This is a genomic window from uncultured Roseibium sp. (genome assembly GCF_963675095.2).
Lineage (GTDB): Bacteria > Pseudomonadota > Alphaproteobacteria > Rhizobiales > Stappiaceae > Roseibium.
This window is the reverse complement of the sequence record NZ_CAXXSJ010000049.1, coordinates 144,934-171,763: the sequence shown is the minus strand read 5'-3', so window position 1 is coordinate 171,763 and position 26,830 is coordinate 144,934. Positions and strand designations below refer to the sequence as shown.

25 protein-coding genes and 1 pseudogene are annotated in these 26,830 nt (G+C 61.5%); 15 read left to right on the top strand and 11 right to left on the bottom strand.

Annotated elements, in window-relative coordinates:
- Position 1: 1 nt before the first annotated feature.
- Positions 2-1,276: a diaminopimelate decarboxylase gene (gene lysA / locus ABIN98_RS19005; protein WP_346912129.1), complete on the top strand. Its 1,275-nt coding sequence runs from the start codon at positions 2-4 to the stop codon at positions 1,274-1,276.
- 136 nt (positions 1,277-1,412) lie between these two features.
- Positions 1,413-3,977: a TIGR02302 family protein gene (locus ABIN98_RS19000; RefSeq protein WP_346912128.1), complete on the top strand. Its 2,565-nt coding sequence runs from the start codon at positions 1,413-1,415 to the stop codon at positions 3,975-3,977.
- 73 nt (positions 3,978-4,050) lie between these two features.
- Here the strand turns inward: ABIN98_RS19000 and ABIN98_RS18995 are convergent, their stop codons facing one another.
- Genes ABIN98_RS18995 through ABIN98_RS18985 form a run of 3 tightly spaced genes read right to left on the bottom strand, consistent with a single transcriptional unit; the run spans position 4,051 to position 6,027 of the window.
- On the bottom strand, positions 4,051-4,446 hold the full coding sequence (locus ABIN98_RS18995; protein ID WP_346912127.1) for a response regulator: 396 nt from the start codon (positions 4,444-4,446) through the stop codon (positions 4,051-4,053).
- Between the two features lie 2 nt (positions 4,447-4,448).
- Positions 4,449-5,009, bottom strand: coding sequence for a hypoxanthine phosphoribosyltransferase (gene hpt, locus ABIN98_RS18990; protein ID WP_346912126.1), 561 nt, complete (start codon positions 5,007-5,009; stop codon positions 4,449-4,451).
- 1 nt (position 5,010) lies between these two features.
- Positions 5,011-6,027 carry a zinc-ribbon domain-containing protein gene (locus ABIN98_RS18985; RefSeq protein WP_346912125.1) on the bottom strand — a complete coding sequence of 339 codons (1,017 nt, stop codon included), beginning with the start codon at positions 6,025-6,027 and terminating at the stop codon, positions 5,011-5,013.
- A 193-nt stretch (positions 6,028-6,220) separates the two neighbouring features.
- On the opposite strand from ABIN98_RS18985, the pseudogene ftsE reads away from it, so the two are divergent.
- The 5 genes and pseudogenes from ftsE to ABIN98_RS18960 all read left to right on the top strand — a co-directional run bounded on the left by ftsE (position 6,221) and on the right by ABIN98_RS18960 (position 10,072).
- A pseudogene (gene ftsE / locus ABIN98_RS18980) lies at positions 6,221-6,881 on the top strand (cell division ATP-binding protein FtsE).
- A gap of 13 nt (positions 6,882-6,894) precedes the next feature.
- Positions 6,895-7,944 carry an ABC transporter permease gene (locus ABIN98_RS18975; RefSeq protein ID WP_346912124.1) on the top strand — a complete coding sequence of 350 codons (1,050 nt, stop codon included), beginning with the start codon at positions 6,895-6,897 and terminating at the stop codon, positions 7,942-7,944.
- Positions 7,945-8,022: 78 nt separating this feature from the next.
- Complete coding sequence (locus ABIN98_RS18970; RefSeq protein ID WP_346912123.1) at positions 8,023-8,754, top strand: YdcF family protein; 732 nt, start codon at positions 8,023-8,025, stop codon at positions 8,752-8,754.
- A 45-nt stretch (positions 8,755-8,799) separates the two neighbouring features.
- Positions 8,800-9,582 (top strand): lysophospholipid acyltransferase family protein, encoded by a 783-nt coding sequence (locus ABIN98_RS18965; protein WP_346912122.1) that lies wholly within the window; start codon positions 8,800-8,802, stop codon positions 9,580-9,582.
- Positions 9,583-9,694: 112 nt separating this feature from the next.
- On the top strand, positions 9,695-10,072 hold the full coding sequence (locus tag ABIN98_RS18960; protein WP_346912121.1) for a hypothetical protein: 378 nt from the start codon (positions 9,695-9,697) through the stop codon (positions 10,070-10,072).
- Between the two features lie 14 nt (positions 10,073-10,086).
- On the opposite strand, the gene ABIN98_RS18955 is transcribed toward ABIN98_RS18960, so the two are convergent.
- Entirely contained in the window at positions 10,087-10,605 is a 519-nt protein-coding gene (locus ABIN98_RS18955) for a gamma-glutamylcyclotransferase (RefSeq protein WP_346912120.1), read from the bottom strand.
- A 113-nt stretch (positions 10,606-10,718) separates the two neighbouring features.
- Here ABIN98_RS18955 and ABIN98_RS18950 point away from each other — a divergent pair, with 113 nt between their 5' ends.
- Positions 10,719-11,759: a DUF2125 domain-containing protein gene (locus ABIN98_RS18950; RefSeq protein ID WP_346912119.1), complete on the top strand. Its 1,041-nt coding sequence runs from the start codon at positions 10,719-10,721 to the stop codon at positions 11,757-11,759.
- A 10-nt stretch (positions 11,760-11,769) separates the two neighbouring features.
- Here the strand turns inward: ABIN98_RS18950 and ABIN98_RS18945 are convergent, their stop codons facing one another.
- Positions 11,770-12,231: a GNAT family N-acetyltransferase gene (locus ABIN98_RS18945; RefSeq protein ID WP_346912118.1), complete on the bottom strand. Its 462-nt coding sequence runs from the start codon at positions 12,229-12,231 to the stop codon at positions 11,770-11,772.
- Between the two features lie 164 nt (positions 12,232-12,395).
- Between ABIN98_RS18945 and ABIN98_RS18940 the strand changes: the two genes are divergently transcribed.
- Positions 12,396-13,304 carry an EamA family transporter gene (locus ABIN98_RS18940; RefSeq protein ID WP_346912117.1) on the top strand — a complete coding sequence of 303 codons (909 nt, stop codon included), beginning with the start codon at positions 12,396-12,398 and terminating at the stop codon, positions 13,302-13,304.
- A gap of 2 nt (positions 13,305-13,306) precedes the next feature.
- On the opposite strand, the gene ABIN98_RS18935 is transcribed toward ABIN98_RS18940, so the two are convergent.
- Positions 13,307-14,035: a hypothetical protein gene (locus ABIN98_RS18935; protein WP_346912116.1), complete on the bottom strand. Its 729-nt coding sequence runs from the start codon at positions 14,033-14,035 to the stop codon at positions 13,307-13,309.
- 245 nt (positions 14,036-14,280) lie between these two features.
- Here ABIN98_RS18935 and ABIN98_RS18930 point away from each other — a divergent pair, with 245 nt between their 5' ends.
- Both ABIN98_RS18930 and ABIN98_RS18925 read left to right on the top strand, forming a co-directional pair.
- A complete protein-coding gene (locus ABIN98_RS18930) occupies positions 14,281-15,171 on the top strand; it encodes a CoA ester lyase (RefSeq protein WP_346912115.1) in 891 nt (296 codons plus the stop codon).
- 15 nt (positions 15,172-15,186) lie between these two features.
- Positions 15,187-15,390 carry a DUF1737 domain-containing protein gene (locus ABIN98_RS18925; protein WP_346912114.1) on the top strand — a complete coding sequence of 68 codons (204 nt, stop codon included), beginning with the start codon at positions 15,187-15,189 and terminating at the stop codon, positions 15,388-15,390.
- On the opposite strand, the gene ABIN98_RS18920 is transcribed toward ABIN98_RS18925, so the two are convergent.
- The 4 genes from ABIN98_RS18920 to ABIN98_RS18905 all read right to left on the bottom strand — a co-directional run bounded on the left by ABIN98_RS18920 (position 15,387) and on the right by ABIN98_RS18905 (position 21,118).
- The gene (locus ABIN98_RS18920) at positions 15,387-16,412 is read right to left on the bottom strand and encodes an ATP-dependent carboxylate-amine ligase (RefSeq protein ID WP_346912113.1); all 1,026 of its coding nucleotides are present in this window, start codon (positions 16,410-16,412) and stop codon (positions 15,387-15,389) included. The genes ABIN98_RS18925 and ABIN98_RS18920 overlap by 4 nt on opposite strands.
- Before the next feature lie 23 nt (positions 16,413-16,435).
- Positions 16,436-17,074, bottom strand: a complete 639-nt coding sequence (locus ABIN98_RS18915) for an outer membrane lipoprotein carrier protein LolA (protein ID WP_346912112.1) — start codon at positions 17,072-17,074, stop codon at positions 16,436-16,438.
- Positions 17,075-17,153: 79 nt separating this feature from the next.
- Positions 17,154-19,868 carry a DNA translocase FtsK gene (locus tag ABIN98_RS18910; protein ID WP_346912111.1) on the bottom strand — a complete coding sequence of 905 codons (2,715 nt, stop codon included), beginning with the start codon at positions 19,866-19,868 and terminating at the stop codon, positions 17,154-17,156.
- Positions 19,865-21,118: an aminotransferase class I/II-fold pyridoxal phosphate-dependent enzyme gene (locus ABIN98_RS18905; RefSeq protein WP_346912110.1), complete on the bottom strand. Its 1,254-nt coding sequence runs from the start codon at positions 21,116-21,118 to the stop codon at positions 19,865-19,867. Before ABIN98_RS18905 ends, ABIN98_RS18910 begins: the two co-directional genes overlap by 4 nt.
- A 177-nt stretch (positions 21,119-21,295) precedes the next feature.
- Here ABIN98_RS18905 and ABIN98_RS18900 point away from each other — a divergent pair, with 177 nt between their 5' ends.
- Positions 21,296-21,964: an SGNH/GDSL hydrolase family protein gene (locus tag ABIN98_RS18900; protein ID WP_346912109.1), complete on the top strand. Its 669-nt coding sequence runs from the start codon at positions 21,296-21,298 to the stop codon at positions 21,962-21,964.
- A gap of 2 nt (positions 21,965-21,966) precedes the next feature.
- On the opposite strand, the gene ABIN98_RS18895 is transcribed toward ABIN98_RS18900, so the two are convergent.
- On the bottom strand, positions 21,967-22,230 hold the full coding sequence (locus ABIN98_RS18895; protein ID WP_346912108.1) for a DUF1674 domain-containing protein: 264 nt from the start codon (positions 22,228-22,230) through the stop codon (positions 21,967-21,969).
- A 151-nt stretch (positions 22,231-22,381) separates the two neighbouring features.
- Between ABIN98_RS18895 and htpX the strand changes: the two genes are divergently transcribed.
- The 3 genes from htpX to ABIN98_RS18880 all read left to right on the top strand — a co-directional run bounded on the left by htpX (position 22,382) and on the right by ABIN98_RS18880 (position 26,741).
- Positions 22,382-23,347 (top strand): zinc metalloprotease HtpX, encoded by a 966-nt coding sequence (gene htpX, locus ABIN98_RS18890; protein ID WP_346912107.1) that lies wholly within the window; start codon positions 22,382-22,384, stop codon positions 23,345-23,347.
- Between the two features lie 142 nt (positions 23,348-23,489).
- Complete coding sequence (gene rsmB, locus ABIN98_RS18885) at positions 23,490-24,863, top strand: 16S rRNA (cytosine(967)-C(5))-methyltransferase RsmB (protein ID WP_346912106.1); 1,374 nt, start codon at positions 23,490-23,492, stop codon at positions 24,861-24,863.
- Positions 24,864-24,989: 126 nt separating this feature from the next.
- Complete coding sequence (locus ABIN98_RS18880; protein ID WP_346912105.1) at positions 24,990-26,741, top strand: heparinase II/III family protein; 1,752 nt, start codon at positions 24,990-24,992, stop codon at positions 26,739-26,741.
- Positions 26,742-26,830: the final 89 nt, after the last annotated feature.

The following is a 26,830-nucleotide window of genomic DNA, read 5'->3' as shown; positions in this document are numbered from 1 at the left end:
CTTGCACCATTTCGATTATAAAAACGGCGCTCTCCACGCCGAGGACGTGCCGGTCGAAAAGATCGCGGCCGAAGTCGGCACGCCGTTTTACTGCTACTCGGCGGCAACGCTGACCCGTCACTACAACGTCTTTGCCTCTGCCTTTGGCGATATTCCCTCGCTTGTCTGTTATGCCATGAAGGCGAATTCGAACCAGGCCGTACTGGCGACCCTGGCGCGACTTGGCGCAGGTATGGATGTCGTCTCCGAAGGCGAGCTGCGCCGGGCGCGCGCCGCCGGGGTTCCCGGTGACAGGATCCTGTTTTCCGGTGTCGGCAAGACCGAAGCCGAGCAGGCCTATGCGCTCGACCAAGACATCCTGTGCTTCAACGTGGAATCCGAGCCGGAACTGGTCCAGCTGTCGCGGGTGGCAAGCGAAAAAGGCAAGACCGCCCGCGTATCGCTGCGCATCAATCCCGACGTTGATGCCATGACCCATGCGAAAATCGCTACCGGCAAGGCGGAAAACAAATTCGGCATACCCTGGCAGCGCGCCCGTGAAGTCTACCACGAAGCCGCTGAATTGCCGGGCATCCAGGTGTCCGGCATCGACATGCATATCGGCTCGCAGATCACGAAACTGCAGCCGTTCGACAATGCCTTTGCCCTTCTTGGCGAGCTGATTACCGATCTGCGCGCGGAAGGTCATGCCATCGATCACGTCGACCTCGGCGGCGGTCTCGGCATTCCCTACATGACCGACAACGAGCCGCCACCCCATCCGGACGCCTATGCCGAGGTGGTCAAGAAACACGTCAAGCGCCTCGATTGCCGGGTTATCTTCGAGCCGGGCCGGCTGATTGCCGGCAATGCGGGCATTCTCGTCACCAGCGTCATCTATGTGAAGGAAGGCGCGGACAAGACTTTCGTCATCGTCGACGCAGCGATGAACGATCTGATCCGCCCGACCCTATACGACGCCTATCATGAAGTCCGCCCGGTTCAGGACCTGACCGCCCGGACCCGTCGAATCAAGGCGGATATCGTCGGACCGGTGTGCGAAACCGGGGACTATCTCGCCCATGACCGGGACATGCCGGAAATTCGGGCAGGGGAAATGCTGGCGGTCTATTCCGCCGGCGCCTATGGCGCGGTTCAGGCGGGCACCTACAATTCGCGTCTACTCATTCCCGAAGTGATGGTAAATGAAGACCAATTCGCTGTGATCCGGCCACGGCCGAGCTACGACGAGCTGATCGGTCTGGACCACCTTCCCGACTGGCTCAAGAATTCGTGATCCCCGGGTTTTCCACTTAGTTGTTTCGACAACTTGCCGGAGCCCCTCATTTGCCTCAGTCTAGACTTTAACATGTCCCTGCGCGGAAAGAGCGTATGGTCGGGGTTCGATGGGGGGACAAACCGGAGGCACCCTGTTGGAGCATAGCGGCAAACCGGAATCTGAAACCCGTCCGGCGGATCAAGGCCTGACGAGGGCTGAGGTGGATGCGAAGCTGAACAGGCTCGTTTTCCGCAGCCGGCTGGCGCTGCTCGTCGAAACCGTCTGGCGCGCCTCCCTGCCTCCGCTCGTGGTTCTTGGCTTTTTCATCGGCCTGTCCTGGCTCGGTCTGTGGCTCTATCTGCCGTTCTGGGCACGACTGATCGGCCTCGTCGGCTTTGCCGCCCTGTTCATCTGGTCCTGCCGCGATCTTCTCGCCGTGAATTGGCCCACCCGCGAGGCCGCGCTGCATCGCATTGAGCGCGACAGCGGCCAGTCGCATCGGCCGCTGACGGCAATCGAAGACGACCTGTCCTCCGGCGAAAACAATCCGGAAACCGCAGCGCTCTGGGCTCTGCACAAGAAACGCATGATGCGCGCGCTCGCCGCCATGCGGACCCGTATGCCCGATCCGCGGGCCTATCGGCGCGACCCCTATGCCCTGCGCGTCATGGCCCTGATCCTGGTAGTCATCGGCTTTGCCGCGACCAGCGGTCATCGCTGGGACCGGCTCGGTTCCGCCTTCCGCAGTCCGATCGACGCAGAGGAAATCGCAAGCCGGCTCGATGCATGGGTCACCCCGCCGCTCTACACCAGTGAACCTCCGGTCTACCTGACAGGAGACAGCGCCGCGCTCAGGGATCCCGGTTCTGCCATCGGCATTCCGGAGGGCTCCATCCTTGTGGTCCGTTCCCAAGGCGAAACCGGGCTATCCATGCGTTTTGTCAGCGATGCTAGCGGCGAGGCGCCCATTTCGGTGAAGCCGGAGGCGGAAAACGGCGACCCGGAATCCGGTCTGCCGGTCGAGCGGCGGCTGACACTGGCGGACTCCGGCCGCGTCGACATGCTGAAGGACGACACCCTCGTGCAAAGCTGGACCTTCCAGGTCAAGCCCGACGAACCGCCGATGATTCGCCTGGACAACGATCCGGAAGAACAATTGAGCGGCGCGCTGAAGTTTTCCTACCTGGTCAAGGACGATTACGGCGTGGTGGCCGCCGAAGCCGCCATCAGCCCGGTTCCGGGCAAATCCGCCGCCACGAAGACACCGCGTCCGCTGGTCGAAGCACCCCAGTTCCCCCTGTCCCTTCCGGCCTGGACCGGGACGGCAAAGACCGGGGAAACGATCCGGGACCTGACCTCTCATCCCTGGGCGGGCTCAGAAGTCGATCTGGTACTGACCGCACGCGACGAAGCCGGACAGGTCGGAACCTCCGCGCCGCACCGCTTCAAGCTGCCGCAGCGGCTCTTCCGCAAGCCTCTGGCGCGCGCGGTGGTCGAACAGCGCCGCGATCTGGCTCTCGACGCCAACAACATCGAACGGGTGCTGATCGCCTTCGATGCCCTGATGCTTGCGCCGGACGTGTTCAACATGGAAACGCGCACCTATCTGGGGATGGACTTCGCCTACCGGCAACTGGTCAAGGCCAGGTCCGACGCGGAATTAAAGGAACTCCTGCCGCTTCTTTGGGATCTGGCGCTGACCATCGAGGACGGTGATCTGTCCGTCGCCGAACGCAATCTCCGCAACGCCCAAGAAGCGCTGCGCAAGGCTTTGGAAGAAGGTGCCAGCGAGGAGGAGATCGCCAAGCTTACCCAGCAGCTGCGCGAGGCCCTCAACGAATACATGCAGGCACTGGCGGAGCAGATGCGCCGCAACCCGCAGGTCATGCAGCCGTTCAATTCCAATCAGCAGACGCTCAGCCAGCAGGACCTGAACGAAATGCTGAACCGGATCGAGGAACTGGCCCGCACCGGATCGCGCGACGCCGCCCGCGAATTGCTCGCCCAGATGCAGCAGATGCTGGAGAACCTGCAGGCCGGCCGGCCGCAGATGATGCAGGACCAGATGACCAGCGAAATGATGCAGATGCTGAATGAGCTCGGCAAGATGATCCAGCGCCAGCAGCAGCTTATGGACCAGACCAACGAATTCAACCGCGACCAGCAACGGGGCAAGCAAGGCCAACAGGGTCAACAGGGCCAGCAGGACGGCCCGGGCCAGCGGATGACGCAAGAACAGCTGAGCAAACTCCTGGAGCAATTGCAGCAGGGTCAGGGCGATCTCGCCGAGCAATTGCAGGAACTCATGGACCAGCTCGCCCAGAACGGCATGGGCGAAAACAAGGAACTCGGCGAAGCCGGGGAAGCCATGGGCGAGGCGGAACAGTCGCTCGGCCAGGGTCAGGGCGAGCAGGCGGTGGGCGAGCAGGGCAATGCGCTCGACGCCCTGCGCCGCGGAGCTCAGGGTCTTACCGAGCAGATGATGAACCAGGGCCAGGGCCCCGGAATGGCGGAAGGTCGCGGGCCGAGCGATGAGGATCCCCTCGGCCGTCCACGACGGACCGATGGCGCCGATTTCGGCAATCGCGTGAAGGTTCCCGACGAGATCGATGTCCAGCGCGCCCGCCGCATCCTGGAAGAGCTGCGCCGCCGCTTTTCCGATCCGTCACGGCCGAAGCTCGAACTTGATTATCTGGAGCGGCTTCTGAAGCGGTATTAGAACGCGCGGTATCCAGAAAAACAAAAAGCCCCGATCAGCGATGACCGGGGCTTTTTCAATTCAGATTCTGAATTCAGGCGTAGCGTCGTGTTTCCTCATGCGCCGACCCGGAGAGCGCATCGCGCACCGCACGGCGGATATCGGCCAGAGAAAACGGCTTGGTCACCACGTCGCGAACAAGTTCGTCGAGACCGTTCGCCCGTTCCCGCTGATCGGCAAAGCCCGTCATCAGGAGGATCGGCATGTCCGGCCAGTCGCGTGCCGTATGCAGGGCCAGTGCGATCCCGTCCATGACCGGCATCTTGATATCCGACAGGAGCAGATCGAAGTTGCCCTTTTCCCGGGTGAGGACTTCGACCGCCTCACCACCGTCTTCAACGGCTTTCACACTATGGCCATCCAGTTCCAGAGCCCGTTTTACAAAGCTCCGGACGGCTTCGTCATCTTCCGTCAGAAGGACGCGAGCCATGGTCACTCTCCTCTGGTTTCGCCGGCCGACGTTTCGCCGTCCGGAACGACATATCCGATAAACGGCAACTGCCGCCACGCATGCCCCATATCCATGCCATAACCGACAACGAATTTGTCGGGACATATGAACCCGACATAATCCGCGGAAATGGCGGCTTTGCGGTTTTCCGGCTTGTCCAGAAGCGCCGCGACCCGTACCGATCGGGCACCGCGCTTCGCAAGCCGCTCCTTGGCGAAGCTCAGGGTCCGTCCGGATTCCAGGATATCATCCACCAATATTATATCCCGCCCGTTAACGTCGCTTTCCACATCCCGCAAAATACGGACCTCGGACCCTTGGGTGCCTGCGCCGTAACTCGACAGGTGCATGAATTCCATCTCCGGGGTCAGTCCCACCCGGTGCATCGCCCGGACAAGGTCTGCCGCGAATATGAAACTTCCCTTCAGGACCGCCACCACCAGAAGGCGTTCAGGCCTCGTTTCTGCGATCTCTCTGGCCAGGGCGTCGACCCTGGCGGCGATGGTGTCTTCGTCAAAGAGCGTGTTTATAGTGACAGTCATCTTACTCAAGTATTACCTGTTTCCGGCCGCGGTCGATAAAGCGAACCATGATATCCGACGCACCATCCGGCGGGTTCGACAGGATGGTCCTGAACCGGGTTTCATCCAATCCTTTTAGCATGGTTGTCCGCGGTTCGACGGTCCAGGCATAAATTTCCTGCAGATCCGTCCCGCGGATCGACAGCCGGACAGCAGGAACCGGCATCTGTTCCTCGCCGATGTTGCGGATCGTTCCTTCCACGACAAGCACCTGTCTTCCTTCGGCGACCTCCGAAAATGTTCTCAGATCCCGGAATTCAAGCCCACGCAGATTGACATCCAGGCCGACGAATTCAAACAGGCTCGCCAGATCCGGCGCATCCCGGACGATCTGATCGCGGATCAGCACCAGGAACGCACAGATCGCGAGAGCCGCACCGAACAGGCCAACTCCGGCGATGCGCCTGTAATTCCGTCGTGCCAGCCATTTAAGGACCGGACCGATCACGCTCCGCTTGAACTTGTTCGGATTGACGACGATCTTTGGGCGCTTTGCCAGCGTTTCGATGTCCGTCGGCGGCTTGGACGGTTCCTGCTTATCGTCCTCGTCCTCGTCTTCGTCGTCATCAAGGGCCTGGGTGTTCCGCGGTCCCGGCGCGGGTTTGAAATCGGCTGGCTCTTCCTCTTCCTTCTCCTCGTCCTCATCTTCTTCGGAAAAGTCGCCGCCGGCAGCGCCGCCGCTCAGGTCAGTGTCCCGCTCGTCGCCCTCATCCTCGTCGTCCGCAGCGTCTGCCGCAAACCCCTTTTCCTCGGCTACGCGCTTTTCATCGGCCTCGTCCTCCGCCCAGTGGGCTTCGTCCGCATCCTCGGCATCGGCGGAAGGCGAATCGGCTTCCAGCTTAAGGTCTTCCTTTGATTTCTTGGGGCTGACGAACCAGCGAACGCCGCAGCGCGCGCATTTGACGCTGCGCCCTTCTTCGCCAAGAATCTCGGGCTTGATGTCGTAGGCAGTCTTGCAGTCGGGGCATTTGATCTTCATCCGAGAAGACCCTTCGCCTTGCGTGTCATGGAGACTTTCAAGTGTAGCCGATCTGGTCGAAATTCCGGTACAAATTCCGGTCAGGCAACATATTCCATACACTCCGACCTTTGCCGTTTCTAAAGGACCTTTATATGTTTAATGAAGCGTTAACGGGACCGCGGTAGCGTCTGGCGGTTTCAGGAGGTAACGGGTGATCCGCTTTGAAAATGTCGGACTAAGATATGGTATGGGGGCCGGAAATCCTTCGGGATTTGACCTTTGAGATCGAACCTCAATCGTTCCAGTTCCTGACCGGTCCGTCCGGCGCTGGAAAAACCAGCCTGATCAGATTGCTTTTCATGTCCCTTCGGCCCACGCGCGGCCTGATCAAGGTTTTCAACAAGGATCTGTCGGTCATAGCCAAGCAGGAACTGCCGGAACTGCGCCGCAAGATCGGCGTCGTGTTTCAGGATTTCCGCCTGCTCGATCATCTGACCACTTACGAAAACGTCGCCTTGCCGCTGCGTGTGCTCGGCAAGGAAGAATCCGACTACCGGGCCGACGTGATCGAACTTCTCAAATGGGTCGGTCTTGGCGACCGGATGCATGTGCTCCCACCTGTCCTGTCAGGTGGGGAAAAACAGCGTGCCGCCATCGCCCGTGCGCTGATTACCCGGCCGGACATGCTTCTGGCGGACGAGCCGACCGGGAACGTCGATCCGCCTTTGGCGCGCAGGCTGCTGCGCCTCTTTATCGAACTGAACAAGCTCGGCACGTCCGTCGTGATTGCAACCCACGATATTGCCTTGTTGGAACAGGTGGACGCACGGCGTATGGTACTGGCGGATGGCCGTCTTTCCATATTCGATTAACACGAGCTCCTGAATGAGGCCTGCCGAGATGGCCACGGTGAAAAAACAAACGGCGCGGAAAAAGATCCGGAACGCCGTCAAGGCGCCGCGCAAACCCATGCGCCCGAAGCTGCCGCCCAAAAACGCCGAGGCCGGCGGCCGTGTTTCCGCCGACGACCGGAAGCTGCGTCCGACAGCCGCGATCGTGCCGCCGCAATCCGTCGCCGGGCGCGCGCTGACCCTCGTGGTCGCCATCATGAGCTTCCTCGCCTGCCTGACCGTTGGTGCGGTTTCCATCGTCTGGGACGCCGCCGATGCATGGCAGAACGACCTGGTGCGCGAAGTCACCGTCCAGATCCGCCCGGCCGACGGTGTCGACATGATGCGGGAAATCGACAAGGCCGTCGCCCTTACCCAGGAATTCGCCGGTGTCGGCTCTGTCCGTGCCCTGTCGGACGACGAAACGAAGGCCCTGCTCCAGCCCTGGCTCGGCGAGGGACTGGAGTTGGACAGCCTGCCGGTTCCGCGGCTCATCGAAATTACCGTAGACGACCCCTCCGCCCTTGATCTCAACCAGCTTCGCCAGACCCTGGAAAGCCAGGTCGCGGGAGCAAGCCTCGACGATCATTCGGTCTGGACCTCGCGCCTGTCAGCCATGGCCGGCGCGGTCGTCATTGCCGGTTTCGCGATCATGGCTCTGGTCATGGCCTCCATGGTGCTGAGCGTGGTCTTTGCGACCCAGGCGGCCATGGCCGGCAACAAGGACGTTGTTTCCGTTCTCCACTTCGTCGGCGCAGAAGACAGCTTCATCGCGCGGGAATTTCAGCGCCATTTTCTGCTTCTCGGCCTGAAAGGCGGGGTCACCGGCGGGGCGGTCGCATCCCTTTGCTTCGTCCTGCTCGACATGTTCACCCGCGAAACCGCCGGGCAGGCGAGTTCCGACCAATTGTCGGCTCTTTTCGGTTCCGTTTCAGTCAGCCTTCCGGGCTATCTCGGGGTCGTCGGCATCGTCTTTCTGGTCGCCGTTCTGACCGCTCTCACATCCGGTCTTGCGGTGAAGGCCCATCTGGCGAAGGCGGATTGATAAAATGGTCTTCGACTTTTTCCCAAAAGTGACCCAATTTGCCCGCAAAAACGCCGAATCATCTATGATAATGCCGTTATGAGCAGTATGCGGACTGCCGATGACGATCGGGCGGAAGCCTGCAAAGTCAGCGGCATGCAGACACAAGCCGAACCGTATACGGACAGCGGCATCACGACACCGGCCGGAAAGACCCGCCGGCGCAGGATGGGTTTACGCCTTATCCTGCCGCTCCTGTGCATCCTCCTGCTGATGGTCACGACGGTTTCCTTCATCCGCTTCGCGGACAAGGTCGCCTCGATGTCCATGCCGAATAACATCAGGGCGGATGCCATCGTCGTTCTGACCGGGGGAACCGAGCGCGTTTCTCACGCGGTTCGCCTGCTGGAGGAAAATCGTGCCGAACGTCTGTTGATCTCGGGCGTGCACCCGGGAACGACCGTGGCCCAGATCTCCACCATGACCGGCAGCGACACGGCGCTGTTCGATTGCTGCGTCGATCTCGACCGTCTTGCGCTGAATACGGAAGGCAATGCCATCGAAACCGCAAGCTGGGCCCACAAGCATGCGTTTTCTTCTCTGCTGCTCGTGACCAGTGCCTATCACCTACCCCGCGCCGAAGTGGAACTGCAGGGAGTGTTACCGGATGTGCGGCTGATCCCCTATCCGGTGCAGCCCGCCGGAATGGATCTGAAGTCCTGGTACCGCCAACCGGCGACAATCCGGCTTCTCTTGCGCGAATATGTGAAGTATACCCTCGCAAGCTTTCGGATCCTCGGCCAGAACGCCCTGCGCTCGCTTCGCTCCTGACGGAGGTGACCGGCAGGGCCCGCGCTCCTCAATGCCCCAGGTACCATGCTTTTTCTGCGTTCCTCCATCTTCCAGATCCTGTTTTACACGATCACCCTTGCCCTGATGCTCGTGGGTTCTCCCGTGCTCCTGCTGCCGCGCAAGTGGGGCTGGTGGGTCGTTCCGTTCTGGGCCAACATTTTGCTGTTTCTCTTGCGCATCATCGTCGGCCTCAAGGTCGAGGTCCGCGGCAAGGAGAACATCCCCCAGGGCGGCTATATCGTTGCGTCCAAACACCAGTCGGCGTGGGAAACCTTCGCGCTGATCCCGCATGTGCCGAACGCAACCTATATCCTGAAGCGGGAACTGCGCTGGATCCCGATTTTCGGGTGGTATACCGCCAAATACCAGCAGATCCCGATCAACCGCGGCAAACGCGCGGCGGCCCTGGCGGCCATGGTCGAGTCCGCCAAGCAGACCATTGCCGACGAACGGCAGATCATGATTTTTCCCGAAGGCACAAGGCGCCCGGTGGGCGCGGAGCCGCAGTTCAAGTTCGGCATCGCCCATCTCTACAAGGACCTGAACTGCCCGGTTCTGCCCGTCGCGCTCAACGCCGGGCTCTACTGGCCGCGTGCGTCCTGGATCATCTATCCGGGAACGGTGCTCGTTGAATTTCTGCCGCCGATCGCACCGGGCCTCGGGGCCCGTGCCTTTCATAATACCCTAGTCGACACCATCGAAACCGCTACCATCCGCCTGTGCGAAGAAGCGCGGACCGCCGAGAGCCCGACACCCATGCTCGCCGTCTATGACCGGAACCGGAAGGCAGCCAACGCGAAAGCGTAAGGCCAGAGTCTTAGGATTGCGCTGAATCGTTTCGATTCCCATATGAAAGAACAAGCGGCGAACGCGCTCAATTCGCGTTTGTCAATGTTCCCCTTATGTTCTAAGATGCGCTATGTCTACGACGTCAGTTACCGGTTCCGGTTCCTCTCCCGGCTTTCTGAGCGGGCTCGCCCAGGCGGAGCGCTATCGCTATTTCGCCGGCCGTAGCGGACAGCGCTACATTTTCACGAAAATGTCTGTCGCCGATCTGGAGGATTGCCGACAGGCCGTTGTTATCCTGCTTGCGAAACCGGATCCGCGATCAGGAAAGAGAAAGAGCGATTGCCCGATCTGGCTCGGCGAGATTGACCGGCACGGCAAGCGTCACGGCCCGCGTCTCACCAAGGGCAGGCTGGCACGGTCGGACGTATTTGTGCATCTCCTGGCGGAAAATGCCGGAATGCGCCGTTCGATCCTGAACGATCTGTCGTTTCCGGAAGAGGGCGAATAGGCTGCGACCGCAAGTCAGCCTTTTAGCTGCTCGGCGAGCCAGCCGACGTTATGATCGACAATCCCCAGCTCTTCCAGGTGTGCCGCCGTGCTCAGCACGTAATCCGGATTACGGCCGGATTTGCCGACGGCACCGGTGACGATGCCAAGCTGATCCGCCAGCGGCAGGGCGCCGGCATATTGCGGATGCCTTCGGTCGACGACATAGGTCAGCGCTTCAACCGTTTCTCCACCACCAAGGGAGACCTTGCGCCAGCTTTCCAGGTAAACGCCGGTCACCTGTTCGCGCGCTCGCAGATAGGCGACGGTCTCTTCCCGGTTGCCGCCGTGAACCCGAAACGCCATCCCCCGGCAGGCACCGCCGTGATCCAGGCCGAACACAAGACCCGGATTTTCCTCCGTTCCCCGGTGAACCCAGGAATAGACACACAGCGATCGATGCGCCCCGCGTAACAGGGCCGGCTGCGCCATAACGTGGTCGAAGCCTGGATTCCACATCAAAGACCCATAGCCAAAGACCCAAAAATCGCTCATATCCGTCCGTTAAATCGTCATTGTTGCCGCTCACATAACAATGGCCGACGGCCCGTGCAACGGGCGGCACCCGGCCACGACCGATTTTTGAAGCAGGATCGCAGGAGACCGCCTTGGGCGCCGGACAGAAAAAAAATCTGAAATTCCGCTACACGCTGATGGCCGCAACGGTTGCCGTCGTGATCGCGGCATGGTCCGGGGGCTGGTTTTATATTCGCGGCATCGTGGATCAACGGATCACCGCCGAACTCAGCGTCCTCAACGGTTCGGGAAACCGGGTTGCCTGCGACAAACGGGAAATCGGCGGATTTCCCTTCCGGTTTGAAATCGGCTGCCTCGAACCGGTCATCACCGATGCCTCCGGCCTGTCGATTTCTCTGAAGCGCCTGGAAGCTGTCGCCCTCGTCTACAATCCGTGGCACGTGATTTTCGAAGCCGACGGCCCGGCCTCCGCGGGCATCCCATTCCAGGGAGAAGCCCTATCCGCCACATGGGCATCGGCACTTTCAAGCGTTCGGGTTTCGGGCAACGGCATTCGCAAGGTCGATGCCTCGATCGAGGATTTCGATCTCGCGTCGACCGACTTCGATTTCGGAGGCCTCAAAGCCAAAACGGTCGAATTTCATGCCCGGCCGGTTCCCGAGACGCCCAACACCATCGAGGCCTTTGCATCGGCGGACGGGCTTCAGGTCGGGCAGCCCGACGGGCTCGGCGCTCCGGTCGATGCCCGCGCGCACCTGCGCCTGGAAAATGGCCTGGACCTTTTCTCCGGCGCGCCTTTGTCGGCAATACCGCATGATGACGACGGATCCTTGCCGATCGACCTTGTCTGGATGTCGTTGAAATCAGAACTGACCGAAATCACCACAAGCGGCCAACTCCGACTGGCGGCTGATGGCAGCTTGTCGGGGAAGGTCGATCTGTTGATCAAGGGCATCGAGCATGCGGACGACCTGCTCGCGCGCCTGTTTCCCGCCGAAACCGGCATCCCGGCAACATTGAAGGGAACTGCCATGGCCTTCGGCGTCCGGGAAACGGGCCCCGAAGGCGGAGAAGTCACCCGCCTGCCGCTGACGATCGACAACGGCGCGCTCCGGGTCGGGATCGTGCCGCTCGGCATCGCGATCCCGCCGCTCGCACCAGGAATGTCCTGAGTTAAGGACTTTAGTCGCCCGCGATCCGGTCGATCGGAATGACATAGCTCTTGCGGTGATCGGGCTCGGCGAGCTTTTCGTAAAGCGTCACGGCAGGAACGTTCTTGCCCGGAACCAGCCAGCGCAGATGCAGCCAGCCCCGGCTCTGGCCTTCCGCCACCAGGGTTTCGACCATCTTGCGGCCGATACCCTGCTTCTGGAAATCCGGATGCACGTAGATATCCTCGAGCTGGCCGATGCGCAGACCCGTGATCAGTTCCGGCAGATCGAAGAAGACCGCGAAGCCAATGAGCTGATCCTCCTGAAACGCACCGATCACCTCAGCCGTCTTGTCGGCGAGAATGCGTTCCGCATAGTAGTCGTCGGGACGCCGTGGCGCGCCCCGTTTCAGAGCCTGGGCATTTTCGGCAATGAGCGGTGCAAGTTTATGGGCCTCGTCGGACCTGATGGCCCTGATGTCCGTTTTGCTCATAAGATCTCCGGGAGTTGATCGGTATGTGTGAGCGCAAGATGTCCCGAAACGCGACCGACAATCAAGCGCCCCGGCAAAATTCCGGTTGCGAATTGATAAGCATGTCCCCCATATGCCCGTGAATTGAACCGGACGAACCCGAAAGCGGAAGGATTGGTAACCCCATGTCAGCTCACGCCGATCGGCTGCGTGCCACGCTTATCGGGCTGAGCGCCATCTTGATGTGGGCCACGCTCGGCGTATTCGGCGCGGGATCCGGGCAGGTTCCACCGTTCCTTCTGAATGCCCTGTGTTTCGGCCTCTCCGGCGCGCTAGCCATCCTTTGGCTGGCTTTTAAGGGAAATCTTCATCTGCTGCGCCAGCCCCTGAAGGTCTGGGCCTTCGGCACCCTGGGTCTCTTCGGCTTTCATTTCTTCTACTTCACGGCGATCCGCAACGCGCCTCCGGTCGACGCCAATCTGATCAACTACACCTGGCCGCTGCTGATCGTGGTCTTTTCCGCCTTCCTGCCCGGCGAAAGGCTGAGACTGCATCACGTCATCGGAACCGTTCTGGGTCTGGGGGGCGCCGCCCTGCTGATCACCGGCGGCGAAGGCCTGTCTCTCGATGGCGGCTCCGCGCTCGGCTATGGCGCAGCGGTCACGTCGTCCCTGTTTTGGTCGTCCTATTCGGTCTTGTCCCGCCGGCTCGGCAATGTCCCGACAGAAGCGGTGGCCGGTTTCTGCCTGATGACCGCCCTTTTGTCCGCCCTGTGCCACGTCTTTCTGGAACAGACCATCTGGCCGGCCGGCACGACCGAATGGCTGTCCGTTGCAGCCCTCGGCCTGTTTCCGGTCGGACTGGCCTTTTTCACCTGGGATATCGGGGTCAAGCGCGGCGATATACAGGTGCTCGGAGCCGCGGCTTATTCGGCGCCGCTTCTCTCCACCCTGCTCTTGATCCTGTTCGGTTTCGGCGCCTTTACGCTTTCAATCGTACTCGCCTGTATCGCCATTACGGTCGGCGCGGTCATCGCGGCGAAGGACATGATCTTCGGCAGGTCGTCCCGATCCGAACCGGCACCTGAAGCCTGAACCTATTGCGACGCCCGCACACCTTCCGGCGGAAGCGGGGCGTAAAAATATTTTCCATCATCCCGGACGGTCAGGCCGGTCCGATAGGTCATGTGGATATTTTCCGGCGCACTCCCGGTCTCGTCCTTGAACAGGTAAAGCGTCACCGAGACATCTTCGGCAGGTTGCTCGCGGTAATGCGTCAGGGGAAGAACGACATCCAGCCGCTCTCCGGCCTCCACCTGAACCTGCGGCTTCAGCTCGCCGGCAAAAGTCTGCATATCCTCTGCTGAACGCCCTTCGATATGGGCCGCGAATCGCCCGAAGGCCTTGAAAACAAGGATCAGCCGGGCTCGTTCCGGCGTTCCGTCCGCCGGCTCCAGCTTCCATTCCACCAGCCGGACGGCATCCGCATAGCCCGCGCGCGCATCAAGGCGCGCCTGCCGGGCGTTTCCGGCGAGATAAGAGTCGACGCCGGAATAGATAAAGAAGCCCGCGATCACGAGAACAATGGCGATCGGCGCACCCAGAACATGCACCCAGACCGGCTTTGGCTCCTTCAACACCAGCAGGAGAGAGGTGGAAACCACGATCTGGGCAAGCAGCCAGAGCAGATAGACCGTGATAAAAGCGCCGCGCATATCGACCGGCAACGGCCCGCCGCGCGGCAGCAACAGATATCGGTCAAGCAGCAGGACCGCTCCGGCCAGAAGTGCCAGAAGCCCTAAAATAATCAAATGGGTCCGCCACATACCGCCGTCTTCCCTCGCCCTTGAACTGTCTCGCCACAACAGGCGGCGGAACTGGAGCCCCGCGCCCTAATGCCTCCCCTGATACAGCGCGGGCATGCGGGAAACTGTGATGTGGAACAAGCTTTTACGCAAGCCGATCCAATACCCTCTCCAGCACGCACCTCTTCCACCCTTAGGTGAATTCCATCCGGCATCGCCTTCCTCTAAGTTGGCTGCAAACAGTTCCGGAACCGAGAGACCCTCCGATGACGACATCCATCCGCCCGCGCCGTTCAGCCCTTTACATGCCCGGTTCCAATACCCGTGCTCTGGAAAAGGCCAAGAGCCTCGACGTTGACTGTCTGATCCTCGACCTTGAGGACGCGGTCGCACCCGACATGAAGGCGGAGGCCCGATCCCAGATCGTGACGGCGGTTCAGGGCGGCGGTTACGGCGACCGGGAAGTCGTCATCCGCATCAACGGCCTGGATACGGCCTGGGGCGAGGACGATCTCAAGGCGGCCATCGACGCAAAGCCCGACGCGATCCTGATCCCGAAGGTCAACAGCCCGGCAGATCTGGAGCGGGCCGCGCACAAGCTGGCGCTCGGCAACGCGCCTCAAAGCCTCAGGCTCTGGGCGATGATGGAAACGCCGCTTGCCATGCTCAATGCCGCCGCCATCGCCGCCTGCGGCCGGGACCCGGAAGTGCGCCTGTCCTGTTTCGTCATGGGCACCAACGATCTCGCCAAGGAGACCCGCGCCAAGCTCAATCCGGGCCGGGAGGTGATGATGCCCTGGCTGATGACCTGCGTCGCCGCCGCCCGTACCGGCGGCATTGATATTCTCGACGGCGTCTACAACAACTTCTCCGATCTCGACGGCTTTGCCGCGGAATGCGCGCAAGGCGTTGAAATGGGAATGGACGGCAAGACCCTGATCCACCCGAAGCAGATCGAAGCCTGCCATGCGGCCTTCAGCCCGTCCGAGGAAGAAGTGGCCTGGGCGCGCAAGATCAACGAGATCTTCGATCAGCCGGAAAACGCCAGCAAGGGTGCAATTCAGGTGGACGGCAAGATGGTGGAACGGCTACATGCGGACATGGGTCTGCGCGTCATCGCCATCGCCGATGCGATCGCAGCCCGTTCCGAAGCCTGACAAGAGACGGATATCATGAGACTTTACCGCTTCATCACCGGTGTCGATGACAGCGAATTCTGTCATCGCGTGACGCAGGCGCTCAATAAGGGCTGGGAACTGTCCGGCTCGCCCTCGCTCACCTATGACGCGACCCGCGGCCGGACCATGTGCGGGCAGGCGGTGACCAAGGACGTTCCCGGCGAATACACGCCGGACATCAAGCTTGGCGATTATTAAGAAGCCAGCCTTCGGGCAAGCGCATCGAACACTCGGCTATAGGCGGCTTCGGCAACGGCTGCCTGTTCGGCTCCGAGCCGATGCAGCTGGTTGAGGCCCGGCGCGGCGTTGACTTCCAGAATGGTGTAGCCGCCCGCCGGATCGGACAGATCCGGCACCAGCATGTCCACGCCGAAATAGGTCAGGCCAAGGACCTCACCGGCCGAGACGGCAATCTCCTTGAACGCGCCGCAAAGCGCATCGGTCACGATCGATCCCGTCCCCCCGGACGACAGATTGGCCGCCGGCAGAAGCCGCACGCTTTGACCCGTTTCCGGAACGGACTCAAGGGTCAGACCCTGTTCGGCAAGTTCGCTGAGAAGCCGGTAATCCGCCCGCGTCTGACCGGGCATATGCTCCAGCAGCGCCTCGACCGTACGCACCCCGTCACCACGGACTTCCGCCGACCGGCGCTCGACAGCGCAAAGCACCTTGCCTTCCAGAACGACGATCCGGATATCCCGGCCAGAAACCGCTTCCTGGACGAGCAGGTGATCGTGGTGCCCGAACAGGCGGGCCAGACCGGTTTCAAGCTGATAGGGGCTTGAGACCTTGACCACATCGATCCCTTCCTGGCCGTCGTTGGGCTTTATGAAAACGGGAAACCCCGCCTTTTCGGCGAAGCTCAGCGCCTGATCCGGACCGGTCATCTTCCCGGCACGGGCCGGATTTTTCCGGCAGATGGCGTCGATCATAGCCGGGGCGCTGACAAGAACGCCGCGCGGAACATTAAAACCCGCCTGTTTCAGAAAATGCGCGGCATAGGCCTTGTCGTTCGCGATCTCCGCGGCGCCGAGGGGATTGAGATCGAAATGGGTTCCCTTGAACCAGGACCGCCGGCCGTTCGGCGCCTCGATATAGCCCGCGTGGCCGATCTCAGGATCGATTTCGAGCCGCAGGCCGTTCCTGGCGCAATACTCCGCCAGGAGCCGGGCCACGAGCGAGAGCGGCCCGGAGGCGGTTTCTGCAGCCTGCTTCGACAAGGCGGAGATGTCCCGTCCGAGATCTAGTTGCGGTCCTGCCGCGCATTCGCCAGATAGTCGATCTTGAACAGATCCGGATTGGTCGGGCCGTTGGCGACGACGTTATAAACGGCCACCGAGGTTTCGTAGCCCTGCGCATCGCGCACCGTCCACTGCTTCAACGCATAGTTTTTGGCATCGAAGATCAGGGTCAACACACCGGAATTGAAGGTCGTCTGGTCGGTCAGCGTCACCGTGACCAGGTCGTCTTCGACCAGGACGTTGGTGATATTCGTGTCCTTTTGCAGATCGATGTCGTCCGACAGAAGGAAACGCAACGGCGTCTGGCTCAAGGGCCAGATGTCCTGGGTCGCCATCTTCCGGTCTCTGACCGAAACGGACTTGCCGTCGGCGATGATGTCGAGCTTCGCAGGCGGATTGTAGTAGAAGCGCACCTTGCCGGGCCGGGCGATATAGAATTTGCCGTCCGACTGGCTGCCTTCGGGGCCGAACTGGACGAAGTCGCCGTGCATGGTTTTGACCGAATTGAAATAGGCGTTCACGTCCTCAAGGGTCTTTGCCTCGTCATCGCTGAGCGCGAGGGCGGGGCCGCCGGCAACAAGCGCCAGACCGGCGGCAACAATCAGCGTCTTCAGGACAAATGCGAATTTGCGGATCGGCATGTCGTTTCCTGCATCGGTAAAGTGAGTCGTTTCACCCTGCCTAGCCTGTTCTTGTGGCAAAGCTTGGGCATTCCCGGACCTAAAGATCGTCTTCCACCCCGTTCTGCACAAGGATTTCGCGTTTTCCGGCATGGTTTGCCGAGCTGATCAGGCCTTCTTGCTCCATGCGCTCGATCAGCGAGGCGGCACGGTTGTAGCCGATCGACAGCCGGCGCTGGACATAGGAGGTCGAGGCCTTCTTGTCGCGCAGGACGATGGCGACGGCACGATCGTATAGATCGTTGCCCTCATCCCCTCCGGCAAGGCCGCCGTCATAAGGGCTGTCCGATTCGTCCTCTTCTTCTGTGACCGCTTCCAGATACTGCGGCGTTCCCTGAACTTTCAGGTGCGCCACGATCTCTTCCACCTCCTCGTCGGACACGAATGGCCCGTGGACACGCTGGATCCGGCCGCCGCCGGCCATGAACAGCATGTCACCCATGCCGAGCAGCTGTTCCGCGCCCATTTCACCGAGGATCGTGCGGCTGTCGATCTTGGACGTCACCTGGAACGAGATACGGGTCGGGAAGTTCGCCTTGATCGTACCGGTGATCACGTCCACCGACGGACGCTGGGTCGCCATGATCAGGTGAATGCCGGCCGCGCGGGCCATCTGGGCGAGCCGCTGGATCGCGCCTTCGATGTCCTTGCCCGCGACCATCATCAGGTCGGCCATTTCGTCGACCACCACGACGATGTAGGGCATCGTTTCGAGCGGCAGCTCCTCTTCCTCGTAGATCGGCTGGCCGGTATCCCGGTCGAAGCCGGTCTGGACGGTGCGGGTGAAGCTTTCGCCCTTTTCGAGCGCCTGTTTGATGCGCGTGTTGTAGCCGTCGATATTCCGAACGCCCACCTTGGACATCTTCTTGTAGCGGTCCTCCATCTCGCGGACGGTCCACTTCAAGGCGACGACAGCCTTTTTCGGATCGGTCACCACCGGTGTCAGCAGGTGGGGAATGCCGTCATAGATCGACAGTTCCAGCATCTTCGGGTCGATCATGATCAGTTTGCAGTCGTCCGGCGTCAGCCGGTAGAGCAGCGACAGGATCATGGTGTTGATCGACACCGATTTGCCCGAACCGGTGGTCCCGGCCACCAGCAGGTGCGGCATGCGGGCGAGATCGGCAACGACGCTTTCGCCGTTGATCGTCTTGCCCAGCGCGAGCGCGAGCTTTGACTTGGATTTCTCGAAGTCCTGCGCGGCCAGAAGCTCTCGCAGATAGACCGTTTCGCGGCGTGAGTTCGGAAGTTCGATCCCGATCGCGTTCTTGCCCGGAATGACCGCGACACGGGCCGATATGGCGCTCATGGACCGGGCAATATCGTCCGCCAAGCCGATAACCCGGGACGACTTGATGCCCGGCGCCGGCTCCAGCTCGTAGAGCGTCACCACCGGGCCGGGACGAACCTCGATGATTTCGCCGCGCACGCCGAAATCTTCCAGCACACCTTCCAGGATCCGGGCGTTCTGTTCCAGCGCGTCGGGCGAAAGCCCGGGAACCTTGCCGCCGGATTTGGGCTCGGCGAGCAGCCGCAAGGGCGGCAACTCGTATTCTTCCGGTGCGCCGAGGAACGACGGCTGCGCTTCCGCGATCACCCGCTTGCCCTGTTTCGGCCGGGGTGCCGGCGGAATCACGCGGCCGGGTGCGACCTCCGGCTTCGGCCCTGCAATACCGACCGGCACCGCGGCCGGACGGTCGGAAACCGGACCCTTGTCGATCAGAAGTTCGTCCGGCTCGAAACCCTCGCCTTCGTCGTCCTCGAAGATGTCCTCGTGCGGATCGTCATCGGGAGCCGCGCGGCCGCGCTCGTAGAATTCGGACAATCCATCATCGTCGTCGGGCATCAGCTTGCCCGCGAGAGCGCGGCGGAACGCATGCAGAGTGCCCCTCTGGCGCGTATCTTCCGGTTCGTAGACCTCGTCTTCCTCGTCCCAGTCTTCCTCATGCGCCTGCCGGCCCATGGACCGTCCGGTAAGGCGGCGGCCAAAGGAGAAGGCCATCAGCGACCAATGGCCGAGCAGGCCCACGGTGGCCGCCATGAAGAGCCCGATGCGCGAATCGCCACCATCCTCGTCATCGAGCCCGAGATCGTCTTCCAGCGACTTGCCATGACCCGTTGCCTTGGCCTTGCCATCGGCCATTTCCATTTCCGCTTCCGTACGTCCGAACAGCCCTGTCGCGGAAACCAGAAGGAAGATGGCGGGCAATCCGAGCCCGAGCACACCGATGATGGTCGCAGCCCCTTCGGTAAAGTTGTCGGTGATCATTCCCGGAACGGCATGGACCGCATCGCCGAAAAATCCGCCAAGTCCGGTCGGCAGCGGCCAGCTTTCGGGAACCGGCAGGGCGGCGAGCGCGCCTGCCGCCAGAACGGACCCGGCAAACCAGTAGACGAGCCGCTTACGGCCGATACGTAGCGCATGACCGGCCAAGAGCCGCCACCCCCACAGCACGACCGGCACCAGAAACACGGCAGTGGCCAGTCCGATGGTCTGCATCAGGATGTCGGCGATGACCGCCCCCGGCGTGCCGAGCGCGTTGCGAACCGGCTCTTCCGTTGCATGGTTCAGGCTTGGATCCGTAACCGACCAGGTCGCCAGGGCAGCCGCCAGCGCAGCGGCAAATGCAATCACGCAAAGTCCGCAGAAACCGGCAACATTGCGTTTCACAAAGCGCTTGATCGGGCTCTGCGTGTCCAGGAGGTCGATGGAGGCGCGCCGCCCGTTGCCGCGCATGGCCGTTGCCCGTCTCATGCCCCGTTCCCCGTTGTCGTATGTCTCAGTGTCTTGTCTCCGAGCCAGTTCGCCAGCCGTTCAAGAGCGGTTTCCGTAATTTCCAATGGCGCACACAGCCCGACACGGATGTAGTTCCGACCCGGATTGGTGCCATCGGCCTGATCGGAGGCCAGGTACCCGCCTGGAAGAACCTTCACCCCCACATCGCGCCAGAGATCGCGGGTGACGGAGACCGAATCGCCCCAGCGGGATATGTCGAGCCACAGGAAGAAGCCGGCTTCGGGCGTCACCGGTCCCAGGATCGGCGCGAGATACCGTTCCGCGGCGGCGAATTTCTCGTTGTAGAGCCTGCGGTTTTCGATCACATGCGCCTCGTCGCCGTAGGCCCTGACCGCAACCGCCTGGTTGGGCAGCGGCACCTGGGGTGCTGCGAGACCTCGGAACTTCGCCCATTTCTCCATGAAATCCGGATCTCCGGCTGCAAATCCGCAACGCAGGCCGGCCAGGTTCGACCGCTTCGACAGGGAATTCAGGACGATGATCTTGTCGAGCCCGCCACCGAGATCCCTGGCGGCCTCCAGAATGCCCGGCGGAGGCGTATCGCGGTAGATTTCCGAGTAGCACTCGTCGGCAAAGAGGAAGAAGCGATGCTTGCGGGCAAGGCGGATCAGCCGTTTCAGGTAGCCGATATCGGCAATCGACCCTTCCGGATTGGTCGGGGAGGCAACGTAGAAGGCAACTGTCTGATCCAGAAGATCCGGATCGAGACTGTCGAGATCCGGCAGGAAACTGTGTCCCGCCTCCGCATCGAGCAGCAGGCTGCGCGCATCCGCGATATGGGCCGCCGCCGCATAGGTCTGGTAGAACGGATTAGGCAGGATCACCACCGGGTGATCGATGTCTTTGCCCAACTGGTCCCGTGCCGCGATCGCACCGAACGACAGGCCTTCCCGCGATCCGTTGAGCGGCAGGACGCCCCGATCCCGGTCGATCATGCCCTCCAGGCCATAGCGCCGGTCCAGCCAGTCGGCCACCGCGCTCCGGAATTCCGGCGTTCCGTTGATCGGCGGATACCGGCGGAAATCCGCCAGATTCTCCATGAGAACGCTTCCGGTGAAATCCGGAATCGCATGCTGCGGCTCGCCGATCGTCATGATGATCGGCGGCATGCCGGGCTCCTCGCCGTCGAGCAGGGCGGCAAGGCGCTGGAACGGGTTTGAGACCGGCAGGGCGGCGCCGCGCCGGTAGCTGGCAATGGAGGCAGTCATGAATGTCCTGGCCATTCGATACGCGTAACTGCCCTACCCTAGCCGCTGCTTGGTAAAGCGCCTGTTAACCACGGCCTTTCCGTAAAACAACTGAACAGGAAATTTCGCTGCCTTGCTGGCCGGTTCCCGGCTCATTAAGGTCAACCGCAATTGATTGTCAGAAGAAGGTCTTTTCGAATGAGCCAGTCCGGCAAACCGGTCAGCGTCGTCTGTTTCGGCGATTCCCTGACCTGGGGCTTCAAACCGGGTGACCGCACCCGCTACGGTCACGACGTCCGCTGGACACGACTTCTGCAGAAAGAACTCGGCGACGAATTCTACGTGATCGAGGAAGGTCTCAACGGCCGGACCACGGTTTTCGAAGATCCGGTGCGCGGCGACAAGAACGGCCTGGCCCATCTCGCGACCGTCCGCAAGACCCACATGCCGATCGATATTCTGATCATCATGCTCGGCACCAACGACCTGCAGACCCGTTTTGGCCTGAGTGCCGGTGCCATTGCCCACGCCATGTCGCGACTTCTGGACTACGCCCGCCAGCCGACCGACGATCCGGAAGGGCGTGCGCCGAAGGTGCTGTTGATGGCGCCGCCGCCACTCGGTGATTTTTCAAAGTCACCGCTGGAACCGATGTTTTCCGGCGACGCGAGCCGGGCCGAATCGGAAAAGCTGAAGGACGAATACAAGCGCATCGCCGCCGATTACGGCGCCGCCTTCTTCGATACCGGGTCCGTGGTCACGGTGAGCGAAGTGGATGCGGTCCACCTGGATCCGGACATGCAGCAACCGCTTTCGGAAGCGATCGCCGGCGTCGTCCGGACGCTTGCCTGGAAAGACAGGGATTAGCTTTAAAAATCCGAGGTCAGTCCCTTGATTTCCCAGTCATCGTAGCGGGTCGGTTCCAGACCGCCGCGGCCGTTGATTTCCTTCGCCATGGCCGCCTGTCTGGCGTCGATGTCCTTTCGGCGCGCTTCCGCTTCCTTCAGCGCCCGTTGGGCGGCCGGCGGCAGGTCTTCGAAACGGCGCTTCGGCGCCTCTTCCACCTGCGTGCGCAGAGACGGCGCATCGGCGGCAACCTTGAATTCCGGATTTGCGTCGCTGTCTCCGGCCATCGCGTTACTCCCGATTTCTGCGGATCTGCCCCGCCTGCTGCTTGCAGGAATTGCGGAACATCCCCATTTCTAACTCGACATGAGGCTATATAAGGCCTCGCTCCCAATTGCAAAAAGGACCGTGCCCACAAAGCACGACGGGAAAGACGAGATGAACTACATCAAGACGGCAATGCTCCTGGCGGCGATGACCGCCCTGTTCATGGGCATCGGCTACATGATCGGCGGCCAGAGCGGCATGGTGATCGCGCTGGTGATCGCCGCCGGGATGAACATGTTCAGCTACTGGAATTCCGACAAGATGGTCCTGCGCATGCATCATGCGCAGGAAGTGGACGAGCGCACAGCGCCCGAATACTACCGCATCGTCCGGCAACTGGCGGCCAACGCCGGCCTGCCGATGCCCAAGGTCTATCTGATCGATAACCCCCAGCCGAACGCTTTTGCGACCGGACGGAATCCGGAGAATGCAGCTGTCGCGGCAACCACCGGCCTGTTGAACATCCTGTCGGCTGAAGAGGTCGCCGGTGTGATGGCCCACGAGCTCGCCCATGTGAAAAACCATGACACTTTGATCATGACCATCACGGCGACCATCGCCGGTGCGATTTCCATGCTGGCGAATTTCGCGTTTTTCTTCGGCGGCAACCGGGACAACAACAACCCGCTCGGTTTCGTCGGCGTGCTTCTGGCGATGATCGTCGCACCGCTTGCCGCGATGCTGGTCCAGATGGCGATCTCGCGAACCCGCGAATATGCCGCCGACCGCATGGGCGCGGAAATCTGCGGCGAACCGATGTGGCTGGCGTCCGCGCTCCACAAGATCGCGGGCGGCGTGGAACGCATTCACAATCCGGACGCGGAACACAATCCGGCGACCGCGCATATGTTCATCATCAATCCCCTGTCGGGCGAACGGATGGACAACCTGTTTTCCACCCATCCGAACACGGACAACCGCATCAACGAGCTGCGCAAGCTCGCGGCTTCCGGAATCGGCGGCGGCGGATACGGCCGGACCCGCGGCGGTTACGATGCCGAACCGGCGTCCCGCACCTCCGGTCCCTGGGGGGCCGCTCCTCGGGAGCCCCGTCGCCCGAAAGGCCCGTGGGGCTAGAAGCCCGCCGGAAAATACCAGACAAGAAAGCGCTTTTACGAAACGAAGCCTGCGCTTATGATCAATGTATGCACGCCGCGGCCGGCAATCGGTCGCGGCGCTTCTCTTTTTCGCTTCAAAAGCACAAATACCGGAAACGTCCTTGGCAAAGCCAATCCGCCCAAAACAAAAACAAGGCGCGCAAAACAGCGCTGACAACCGAGAAAAGCCCGGATTTGCCGCGCGAAAAGTCGCCGCGGACATTCTCGGCAATGTGGTTCACAAATATCGCCCGCTCGACGGGGAGCTGGACACGGCGTCGGGCCATTCCGGCTTTCGCGCCCTTGCCGCCAACGACAGGTCTCTGGTGCGCGCCATCGTGGGCGCCGCCCTCCGCCACCGGGGGGAAATCTCCGAAATTCTACACCGTCTGCTCGACCGGGATATTCCGGAGAAGACCGGGCGCGTCCTCGACATTCTCCATGTCGCCATCGCCCAGATGCTCTATCTCGATGTTCCCGACCGGGCGTCTGTTTCCTTGGCCGTCGATCACGCCTCCGTCGACAAGCGCGCACGTCCGTACAAAGGCCTCGTCAACGGCGTTCTGCGCCGGCTTGGACGGGAACGGGAGGATGTCACCGCCGATCTCGATGCGAACCGGCTGAACACGCCTGACTGGCTGTTCGAAAGCTGGACAGAAACCTACGGCGAAGACCGGGCCCGGGAAATTGCCGCCGCTCACAAACGCGAAGCCGCGCCCGATCTCACTGTCAAACAGGACCCCGAAACCTGGGCTCAGCGCCTCGAGGGTACGGTTGTCGGGGCCGGAACGGTGCGACTGTCGAAGAAAGGCGCCGTCGACAAGCTGGATGGTTTCGAAGAGGGCGCCTGGTGGGTGCAGGACGCGGCCGCCTCCCTGCCGGCAAGGCTTCTTGGCGACGTATCGGGCAAACGGGTCGCCGACCTGTGCGCGGCGCCCGGCGGTAAAACGGCACAGCTTGCCTCAGCCGGCGCAAACGTGACCGCCGTCGACATTTCCAAAAGCCGCCTGAAGCGGGTGAGCGAGAACCTCGCCCGGCTGAACCTGACGGCGGAAATCGTCGCATCGGATCTGCGCGAATGGGAGCCGTCCGAGCCTTTCGACGCGATTCTCCTCGACGCGCCCTGCAGCGCGACTGGAACGATCCGCCGCCATCCGGACGTTGCCTGGATCAAGCGGCCCAGAGACATTGAGAAACTGGCCGAAATCCAGGCGGAACTCCTGCGCCGGGCGGCGGGCTGGCTGAAACCCGGCGGCTTACTCGTTTATTGCACCTGTTCCCTGGAACGGTCGGAAGGGGAGAGCCAGATCGGTGCATTCCTGTCGGAAGCGACGGGTTTCGAGGTGGTCCCGGTCCTTGCCGACGAAATCGGCGGGCTTTCCCAGTGTATTACGCCGGACGGCTACCTGAGAACGCTGCCCTCCCATCTGACCGATACGGAAAACATCCCCGGCGGGCTGGACGGCTTTTTTGCCGCACGATTGAAACGGTTTTAACGGCACTTAAACCGTTCGTTCCCTCATAATTGAAATGATTTGATAACCTTACCGTTTGGTATAGGCCTCCGTTGAAAGGGATATCGGTATTCGCGCGTGCGTTCATAGAGTTGGCGGGTTTCCCCCATGACCATGGATACCGTCCTGGAAAAAAGCCGCATCTGGCGGCTGATGGCGCATTATGCCTGGCAGCGCGGCCTCAGGTGGCTGCACGGCGGGCCTTTCTTCCGCCTGCAGCCCATGTCAAGGACCCCGCAACGGCTGACGATCGCGCCCCAGGACCTGCGCACGACAGATGCCACCAACGCGGCCGACATTTATGGCGGGCGGTTTCTGTTTTCCGGTCACCTGATCGAAACCCAGGGCCTTTCCCCGTTCGAAATCATGCCGGCGCACCCCGACTGGCAGCGCGAGCTGCACAGTTTCGGCTGGCTGCGCGATCTGAGAGCTTCCAACAGCCAGGTCGCACGGCAGAACGCCCGTGCGCTTGTGGACGACTGGATCAAACACTGCGGCCGGCGCCACGCCATCGGCTGGGAAACGCCGGTCGTGGCCCGGCGGGTCATGTCCTGGCTCGCCCAATCGCCGTTTCTCCTGGAAGACGGCGACCATAGCTTCTACGAGCGCTTCCTGCGTTCCCTTGGGCGGCAGGTCAAATTTCTGCGCAAGACGATCAACGAGGCCGATGAAGGCGTCGAGCAACTTCATGTCGCCATCGCCATCACCGCCGCCAGCGTTTCCATGGCCGGGCAGGGGCGCTTCATTCGCCAGGCCGTCCGCCGGCTCGATCAGGAACTGAAACAACAGATCCTTCCCGACGGCGGACACATTTCCCGTAATCCCAGGGCCATTATCGACATCCTCACAGATCTTCTGCCGGTCCGGCAGGCGCTGGTGTCGCAAGGTCTGGAATTGCCGGCGACCATGCTCCAGTCCGTCGATCGGATGATGCCGATGATGCGGTTCTTCCGCCATGGTGACGGCGCCTTCGCTCATTTCAACGGAATGGGATCTACGCCGAACGACCTTGTGGCGACGATCATGGCATATGACGATGCCCGCGGCGCGCCACCGTCAAACGCCCCCCATTCCGGTTACCAGCGGCTGATGGGCGGAGAGACGATCGTGCTCGCGGACACGGGCAAGCCGCCCGAGCTTCTCTTGAGCGAGGACGCTCATGCCGGTTGCCTGTCCTTCGAATTTTCCAGCCGTCTCAACCGGATCGTCGTCAATTGCGGCGTCTCGCCCAAATCGAACGATATCTGGCGCAAGGTGAGCCGCTCGACCGCTGCCCATTCCACGGCAACAATCGAGGACACATCCTCCTGCCGCTTCCTGTCGGACAGGTATCTGAACAACTGGCTGGGCGCTCCGGTCATGTCGGGTCCCAAATCCGTGGAGGTCGACCGTTCCGACGATGATGCCGGCATCCACATCACCGCCTCCCACGACGGATACGCCCGGGAATTCGGCGTCATTCACGCAAGGGACCTGCGGCTGGCCGGCGACGGAACCGTCCTCGACGGTATCGATACGTTTACGCCCGTTGGTCACGTCGAGCCCGGTAACCACTATGCAATCCGCTTTCACTTGCATCCGCAGGTGCGGGCCAACCTGCTGCGCAGCGGAACATCGGTGCTTCTGATCTGCCGGGACGGCGAAGCCTGGGAATTCGATGCTCCGGGCTCCGAATTGTCCCTGGAAGAATCGATTTATCTTTCCGACGTTTTCGGCCATCGCAAGACGATGCAGATCGTGCTGTCTGGCCGGCTGGGAGAAGCGCCCGCCCAGTCCTGGCAATTCCGCCGGACCGCGGCCGCCAAACCCGGCACGCTGGAAACGGAAATGGAACCGGAAGCCGAGCTTCCCTTCGAATAGAGCAAGCGACGCAACACAGCCGATGGGCTGCTTTCGGCCATCAAATGTTCCAAAGTTATCGCCTGATGCTCTAGGCGTCTTTCGGTTTG